This window comes from Novosphingobium sp. (assembly GCF_036733805.1).
Lineage (GTDB): Bacteria > Pseudomonadota > Alphaproteobacteria > Sphingomonadales > Sphingomonadaceae > Novosphingobium.
The window spans coordinates 1-5575 of sequence record NZ_DAIMZT010000102.1; the positions used below are offsets into that span (position 1 = coordinate 1).

At 61.7% G+C, this 5575-nt stretch carries 5 protein-coding genes; 2 read left to right on the top strand and 3 right to left on the bottom strand.

Annotated elements, in window-relative coordinates; genetic code table 11:
* Positions 1-101 precede the first annotated feature (101 nt).
* Genes V7D69_RS15155 through argJ form a run of 3 tightly spaced genes read right to left on the bottom strand, consistent with a single transcriptional unit; the run spans position 102 to position 2773 of the window.
* Entirely contained in the window at positions 102-911 is an 810-nt protein-coding gene (locus V7D69_RS15155; RefSeq protein ID WP_324061076.1) for an inositol monophosphatase family protein, read from the bottom strand.
* On the bottom strand, positions 908-1531 hold the full coding sequence (locus tag V7D69_RS15160) for a glutathione S-transferase family protein (RefSeq protein ID WP_324061077.1): 624 nt from the start codon (positions 1529-1531) through the stop codon (positions 908-910). The genes V7D69_RS15155 and V7D69_RS15160 overlap by 4 nt, the downstream gene beginning before the upstream one ends.
* A 15-nt stretch (positions 1532-1546) precedes the next feature.
* Positions 1547-2773 (bottom strand): bifunctional glutamate N-acetyltransferase/amino-acid acetyltransferase ArgJ, encoded by a 1227-nt coding sequence (gene argJ, locus V7D69_RS15165; RefSeq protein ID WP_324061078.1) that lies wholly within the window; start codon positions 2771-2773, stop codon positions 1547-1549.
* Here argJ and V7D69_RS15170 point away from each other — a divergent pair.
* On the top strand, positions 2772-3173 hold the full coding sequence (locus V7D69_RS15170) for a hypothetical protein (RefSeq protein ID WP_324061079.1): 402 nt from the start codon (positions 2772-2774) through the stop codon (positions 3171-3173). The genes argJ and V7D69_RS15170 overlap by 2 nt on opposite strands.
* Before the next feature lie 109 nt (positions 3174-3282).
* The coding region (secA, locus tag V7D69_RS15175) for a preprotein translocase subunit SecA (protein WP_333606220.1) at positions 3283-5575 on the top strand (2293 nt) is incomplete at its 3' end.

The following is a 5575-nucleotide window of genomic DNA, read 5'->3' on the forward strand; positions in this document are numbered from 1 at the left end:
GACCCGGTTATCCCGAGTGCTGCGGCATATAACCCAAATGGTTCGTTATGTCAAGTTTTTTATGTGAAATTGGCGCGTTATCGCTGTCAGTGAAAGGCGGATCAATCCAGCGCCGCCAACCTTTCCGCCAAATCGTCGAACAGTTTTCGGGATGATGCGCCGATCAGGCCGGTCCTTTCCCATTCGTCGACACGGTAAGGGGAGCCGTCAGGTCGGGCGCAATGCCCGCCGGCTTCGTTAAGGAACAGCGCGCCGGCCGCGTGATCCCATGGCAGAGTACGCTCGAACAATGAGACGTCATTGGCACCCAACACCAGGCGCGGGTATTGTTCGGCCGCGCAGCGCGGGATGTCGACCAGGCGATAATGCGGTGCGATCTGTTCGCGCATCCGCTCGCGCCGGGCCTGATCGAGGAACAGCAGGGAAATGCCTGCGATCGGCGGAGCCTCGCCGCTCGGCATGGCGATCACGCGCTGGCCGTCGATCCAGGCGCCCGCCCCCTTGGCGGCATGGCAGAAGCGCCCCGTCAAGCAATCGAGGATCCAGCCACCCAGCGTTTCGCCCCCGTCAGTCAGGGCGACCAGGATACCGAAAGGCGGATTGCCGCCGGCGAAGTTGTTCGTTCCGTCAAGCGGATCGACGATCCAGCACAATCCGTCCTTGAGCTGTTCCAGAATGCTGGGCTCGGCAAACACGGCCTCTTCCCCCACCACGCGCGCTTGCGGCAGGAGCCAGGAGAGATGGTCCGTCAGCAGCGCTTCGCTTTCTTTGTCAGCCACGGTGACGAGATCATCCGGCGCCTTGGCGTCGATTTCGCCGGCCGAGAGCGACCGATAGCGCGGCAGAATCGCGCGTTCGCTGGCCTCGCGCATGATTGCCTCGACGGCGGCGGTGAGAGAGGGGGTAATCATGTCAGCGGAATCATCACTTGGCGCGCATAGCCGGGGCGGGTTCTGAGACGGGCATACCAGCCGGCGATGGCGGGAAACTCCGGCCTCTGAAACGGAAGGTTGAACCAGGTATGGACATATGTGCCCATGGGTATGTCGCCGATGCCGAAGCGGTTGCCGGAAAGCCAGGGTGTTTCCCCCAGATAGCGTTCCATGACCGTCAGATGCCGGGCACATGCGGCCATGTTGCGTTCGATTGCGGCCATGTCCCACTCTTCGCGCGGGGCCCTGGCGAAGCTGAGGAACGGCAGGCGCTGCGCATCGGCGTAAGTGATCTGCCAATCCATCCATCGATCGGCCAGCGCTCGATCGATGGGATCGGCGGGGAACCAGCTTTCACCGCCATATTCCGCCGCCATGTAGCGCAGGATGGCGTTGGATTCCCACAGAACGACCTTGCCGTCCTCGATCATGGGGACCAGCCGGTTGGGATTCTTCGAGAGGTAGTCCTCAGTATAGCCGAACTCGCCGCCGATATCGTGACGCTGCCAGGCGAGGTCAAGCTCCTCGGCAAACCAGGCCACTTTCTTGACGTTGTGGGAGTTGAGCCGGCCCCAGAGGGTGAAGAAAGGCTCATTCATCGTGCTGTTCCCTTATCAGCTGCGATAGTCGGCATTGATCGAGATGTAACCGTGCGTGAGATCGCAGGTCCATACCGTGGCAGCGCCTTCGCCCAAGCCCAGGTCAACCTCGATCGTCACCTCTTGCCCCTTGAGATGGGCGGCGACCGGCGCCTCATCGTAATCGGCAAGGGGCAGGCCCTCGCGAGCGGCCCAGGTGCCGCCGAAACCGATCGAGAGCTTGTCGCGGTCCGCCGGTTCGCCGGCCTTGCCCACGGCCATGACGACACGACCCCAGTTGGCATCCTCCCCGGCAATGGCCGTCTTGACCAGCGGCGAATTGGCGATGGCCATGCCGACCTTGCGCGCGCTTTCATCGGAGACCCCACCGGTAACGGTGACGGCGATGAACTTCTGCGCCCCTTCGCCATCGCGCACCACAAGATGAGCAAGCTGGCGGCACACGTCATGAATGGCGGCGGAAAAAGCATCCGCGCTGGGGCTGTCGAACGATGCGAGGGGCGCGTTGCCCGCCTTGCCGGTGGCGAAAGCCAGCACAGTGTCGCTGGTGGAGGTATCGGAGTCGACGGTGATGCACGAGAACGTGCGCATGTTCGCGGCCGAAAGGCATTCCTGCAGGAACGCCGGCTCCACCGCAGCATCCGTGAAGAGATAACCGAGCATTGTCGCCATGTCCGGGGCGATCATGCCGGAGCCTTTGATGATGGCGCTGATCGTTACCTTGGCGCTGCCGATCATGGCGGTGGCTGTGGCGCCTTTGGCGAAAGTATCGGTGGTGGAGATGGTTTGCGCGGCCTCTTCCCAGGTGCAGGGCGCGGCGTTCAGCGCTTTGGCGACGCCTTCACGCGCCTTGTCCTTGGGCAGCGGCACGCCGATCACGCCGGTAGAGGAGACGAAGACCTGCTCTTTTGGGCAACCGAGATGATCGGCCACTTGCGTCATGATCTGTTCCACCGCCTCGCGCCCGCGATAGCCGGTGAAGGCGTTTGAGTTGCCGGCATTGACCACCAGCGCGCGGGCCCTGCCGAGCTTCACGTTTTCGCGCCCGAGTTCGACTTCGGTGGAACAGCATAGGTTCCTGGTGAAGACGCCCGCGACGGCGGTGCCCTCGTCAAGCGTTACATAAGTGAGATCGCAGCGGCCCCAATCCTTGTATCCGGCACGCACGATGTGCGGCGTGACGCCGGCGATTTCCGGCAGGGCGGGGAAGGGCGTGGCGAGCGGAGAAACGGGATAAGCCATGGCGCAAGCGGGTAGCGCAGCGGCGGTGCAGGTCAAGCGCAGATCAATCGTGTGCAAATTGCGCTGGGTAGTGGACTATTCATCTTACCCCTCCTATCTGCACCCCATGGCCAACCGCCTGCTCCTGACCCTGTTCGCCCTGCTGACCGGGCCCCTGTCATTGGGGTGGGCCGCGCAAATCGGCCCGGCTGAGGCGCGTGCATCGCAAGTGGCCAGCATGCAAGTGGTCGTGCTGGGGGAGGCGTCTTCGGCCAAGGCCCCGCGTGCGCCGGTTGCTTTGGCGCGCCTTCCAGAACCGGGCCGATTGAACGCGCGGCGCCACGCGACCGCGAAAGTTGGGACACCGGTTTCGCTCGCCATTCCGTCTGTCCTGACCGGGATAGATCGCGCTCGCGAATAGCGGCGGCGCGTAAAACCCTTCGCTTTTTTTCGCGAACTTTCTCGACGTGCCCGCCTGCGGGCGCGCATCCCGCACTTACCGATATTCACGAAAACAGGAATTTCCGGCCATGCTCGGCGTCATCGTCAAGTCCATCTTCGGCTCGTCCAACGAACGCTACGTCAAATCGCTCGATAAGATCGTCAGCCAGATCAACGCTTTCGAACCCGCCCTTGAAGCGTATAGCGATGAGGAACTGGCCGCTCAGACCACGAAGTTCCGCGATCAGCTGGCGCAAGGTGCCACGCTGGACCAGATCCTGCCCGAAGCCTTCGCCACTGTGCGCGAAGCGTCCAAGCGCGTGTTCGGCATGCGCCACTTCGACGTGCAGATGATCGGCGGCATCGTGCTTCACCGCGGCGAGATCGCCGAGATGCGCACCGGCGAGGGCAAGACCCTGGTGGCCACTACCGCGACTTATCTCAATGCACTGGAAGGCAAGGGCGTTCACATCGTGACGGTGAACGACTACCTCGCCCGCCGCGACGCCGAATGGATGGGGCAATTGCATCGCTTCCTTGGCCTGACGGTCGGCGTTATCGTGCCTAACCTGAATGAGTGGGAGCGCCGCGAGGCTTATGCGGCTGACATCACTTATGGCACCAACAACGAACTCGGCTTCGATTACCTGCGCGACAATATGAAGCACGAGCGCAGCCAGATGGTGCAGCGCCCCTTCAACTTCGCGATCGTGGACGAAGTGGACTCGATCCTCATCGACGAGGCGCGCACCCCGCTCATCATCTCCGGCCCCACGGATGACAAGTCGGAGCTTTACATCGCGGTGGACGCGATCGTGAAGCAGTTGGTTCCCGAAGATTACGAAACCGATGAGAAGACCAAGAACATCACACTGACGGAGGATGGTGTCGAAAAGGCGGAGCGGATGCTGGAGGCGGCCGGGCTGCTGGTGGGCTCCAACCTCTACGACGTCGAGAATACCCAAGTGGTCCACCACCTCGACCAGAGCCTCAAGGCCGTGGTCATGTTCAAGCGCGACACCGATTACATCGTAAAGGATGACAAGGTCATCATCATCGATGAGTTCACCGGACGCATGATGGACGGCCGCCGCTGGTCCAACGGACTGCATCAGGCGGTCGAGGCCAAGGAAGGGGTGCGGATCGAGCCGGAGAACCAGACGCTCGCCTCGATCACCTTCCAGAACTATTTCCGCATGTACCCCAAGCTTTCGGGCATGACCGGAACGGCCGCGACCGAGGCGGCGGAGTTCTATGACATCTACAAGATGAACGTGGTCACCATCCCGACCAATCTCCCGGTGCAGCGCGTCGATGAAGAGGACGAGTTCTACAAGAACACGCGCGACAAGTTCGCTGCGATCGCAAGGCTGATCCGCGAGAAGAACGAAAAGGGACAGCCGGTGCTCGTCGGCACGGTGTCCATTGAGAAGTCGGAACTTCTTTCCGATTTTCTCAACAAGGAAGGCGTCAAGCATTCCGTGCTCAACGCGCGTTTCCACGAAATGGAAGCGCATATCGTCGCTCAGGCGGGCCGGCTTGGCGCCGTTACGATCGCGACGAACATGGCCGGTCGCGGCACGGACATCCAGCTTGGCGGCAATGTCGAGTTCCGCATTGAGGACGAGCTTAAGGACGCGGCGGAAGGACCGGAGCGCGAAGCCGGCATTGGACGCATCAAGATGGAAGTGGCCGAGGAGAAACGAAAGGTGCTCGACGCCGGCGGCCTCTGCGTGATCGGTACGGAGCGCCATGAAAGCCGCCGCATCGACAATCAGCTTCGCGGTCGCTCCGGCCGCCAGGGCGATCCGGGCCTTTCGAAGTTCTATCTCTGCCTTGAGGACGATCTTCTGCGCATCTTCGGCCCGGACACCCTCTTTGCCAAAATGATGAACTCGAATCTCGCGGATGGCGAGGCGATCGGCTCCAAGTGGCTCTCCAAGGCGATCGAGACGGCGCAGAAGAAGGTCGAGGCGCGCAACTACGAAGTGCGCAAGCAGGTCGTTGAATACGACGATGTGATGAATGACCAACGCAAGGTCATTTACGAGCAGCGCGCCGACATCATGGATGCCGAGGCGGTGGACGATGTGGTCGTCGATATGCGCCAAGACACGATCAACGCCCTGGTGGCCGATGCTTGCCCGCAGGGCTCCTATCCGGAACATTGGGACGTCGAGGGGTTGAAGGGCAAAGTTCAGGAAATCCTGGCTGTCGATGCTCCGGTCGAAGCGTGGCTTGAAGAAGACGGGATCGATCCGGAAGGCATTGAACAGCGCATCGCCGAATTGGCGGATGGTCATATGGAAGCCAAGATGGCGAAGGACGATCCGGCGATCTGGCGACAGGTGGAAAAGTCGATCCTGCTCGACCGGCTTGACC

What these genes read in the sequence shown, in the direction of transcription:
- V7D69_RS15155 (WP_324061076.1), bottom strand. Translation starts at nt 911, where the DNA reads ATGATTACCCCCTCTCTCACCGCCGCCGTCGAGGCAATCATGCGCGAG.
- V7D69_RS15160 (WP_324061077.1), bottom strand. Translation starts at nt 1,531, where the DNA reads ATGAATGAGCCTTTCTTCACCCTCTGGGGCCGGCTCAACTCCCACAAC.
- argJ (WP_324061078.1), bottom strand. Translation starts at nt 2,773, where the DNA reads ATGGCTTATCCCGTTTCTCCGCTCGCCACGCCCTTCCCCGCCCTGCCG.
- V7D69_RS15170 (WP_324061079.1), top strand. Translation starts at nt 2,772, where the DNA reads ATGGCGCAAGCGGGTAGCGCAGCGGCGGTGCAGGTCAAGCGCAGATCA.